Here is a 1,358-nt window from a genome sequence, read left to right as displayed (position 1 = left end):
CCCCCACCCCGCCAACTTCATGATCACGCCCATCCGGGCAAGACCACGGGAGATCTTGGTACGAAACGGCCCCTATAGGGGCCGTTTCGTACCAAGATCCACGGGGACGCCACCCCAGCCCCACCGGACCCCGCCCGACGGGGTCGATCATGAAGTTGAGGGCAGATTTGGAGATCCACAACGCCGTCAACCTCATGATCGACGGGGACAGCCAGCGGGGATCCCGGCGGGGAACGCCGCGCGGGGACGCCGCGCGGGGACGACGCGCAGGGACGCCGCGCGGGGAGGCCGCGCGTGCGGGGTTGCGTTGACGTCGGCGGCAAGGTTTAGCGTCGATTCACCAGGCAGGGACGGGGGCGGCGGATGCGGATCGGGGAGCTGGCGCGGCGGGCCGGTACGAGCACCCGCACCCTGCGCTACTACGAGACCCACGGCCTGGTCCGGCCGGGCCGGTCCGCCAACGGGTACCGGATCTACGACGAGGCGGAACTGCGCGTCGTCCGCGAGATCCGCTCCCTGCTGGCGATCGGTTTCGGCCTGGACGACATCCGCCCGTTCGTCGCCTGCCTGCGCGCGGGGAACGACTCCGGTGACGTCTGCCCCGATTCGGTGGCGGTGCTGCGGCGCAAGCTCGCCGAGGTGGACGACTACCTCGACCGGCTGGGCGACGTCCGCCGCCGCCTGCACGACCAGCTCGCCCACGCGATCGCCCAACGGGAGGAAACATGCCTCAGGACACGGGGACCGGCCGGCTGACCCCGGTCACCGACGACACTTTCGCGGCCACCGTGCTGGCCGCCGACCGGCCCGTGGTGGTCGACTTCTGGGCCGAGTGGTGCCCGCCGTGCCGGGTGGTGTCGAAGCACCTGGCCGAGCTGGCCGAGGAGTTCGGCGACGCGCTGCGCTTCGTCACCCTCAACACCGACGAGAACCCGGCGACCACCCGCGCCCACCGGATCATGTCCGCGCCGACCATGCTGGTGTTCCGGGACGGCGAGGTGGTCGGCTCGATCGTCGGCTCCCGCCCCAAGGACCACCTGCGGCGCAGCTTCGCCCGCCACCTGGACGGTTGAGCCGCCGCCGGGCGGGAACGCGTGGGGTGACCACGGACCCCGACGGATCGCGAGGATCGTCATGGCGAAACAGGACAGGTCCCGGGAACAGGATCTCACCGACCAGGAGCGCCGCAAGCGGGAGCTTGAGGGCTCGCCGGACTGGGCCGACCGCGCCTCGACGGCGCGGACATCCGACGATCCGCGGGCCACGGCGCCGCGCGACGCCGGCGGGCGCCCGTCCAACGGCCGCCAGTTCTGAGGGTACGCGTACCGAGCGGTCCCGCCTCTTAGGGGCGGGACCGC

General features: G+C 72.1%; 3 protein-coding genes. All 3 read left to right on the top strand.

Annotation, left to right across the window (positions count from 1 at the left end):
• Nucleotides 1-363: 363 nt before the first annotated feature.
• Nucleotides 364-756 (top strand): MerR family transcriptional regulator, encoded by a 393-nt coding sequence (locus tag KBX39_RS31275; protein WP_043327105.1) that lies wholly within the window; start codon nucleotides 364-366, stop codon nucleotides 754-756.
• Nucleotides 726-1,073 carry a co-chaperone YbbN gene (locus KBX39_RS31270; RefSeq protein WP_043327107.1) on the top strand — a complete coding sequence of 116 codons (348 nt, stop codon included), beginning with the start codon at nucleotides 726-728 and terminating at the stop codon, nucleotides 1,071-1,073. The genes KBX39_RS31275 and KBX39_RS31270 overlap by 31 nt, the downstream gene beginning before the upstream one ends.
• 61 nt (nucleotides 1,074-1,134) lie before the next feature.
• Nucleotides 1,135-1,314: a hypothetical protein gene (locus KBX39_RS31265; protein ID WP_166455746.1), complete on the top strand. Its 180-nt coding sequence runs from the start codon at nucleotides 1,135-1,137 to the stop codon at nucleotides 1,312-1,314.
• The last annotated feature ends 44 nt before the right edge of the window (nucleotides 1,315-1,358 follow it).

It is taken from the genome of Micromonospora sp. D75, from assembly GCF_018070405.1.
Lineage (GTDB): Bacteria > Actinomycetota > Actinomycetes > Mycobacteriales > Micromonosporaceae > Micromonospora > Micromonospora chalcea.
The sequence above is the reverse complement of the archived record's forward strand: the minus strand, read 5'-3'. Positions and strand labels throughout refer to the sequence as shown.

Coding starts and splice junctions, on each gene's coding strand:
- KBX39_RS31265 (WP_166455746.1), top strand. CDS start 1,135: ATGGCGAAACAGGACAGGTCCCGGGAACAGGATCTCACCGACCAGGAG.
- KBX39_RS31270 (WP_043327107.1), top strand. CDS start 726: ATGCCTCAGGACACGGGGACCGGCCGGCTGACCCCGGTCACCGACGAC.
- KBX39_RS31275 (WP_043327105.1), top strand. CDS start 364: ATGCGGATCGGGGAGCTGGCGCGGCGGGCCGGTACGAGCACCCGCACC.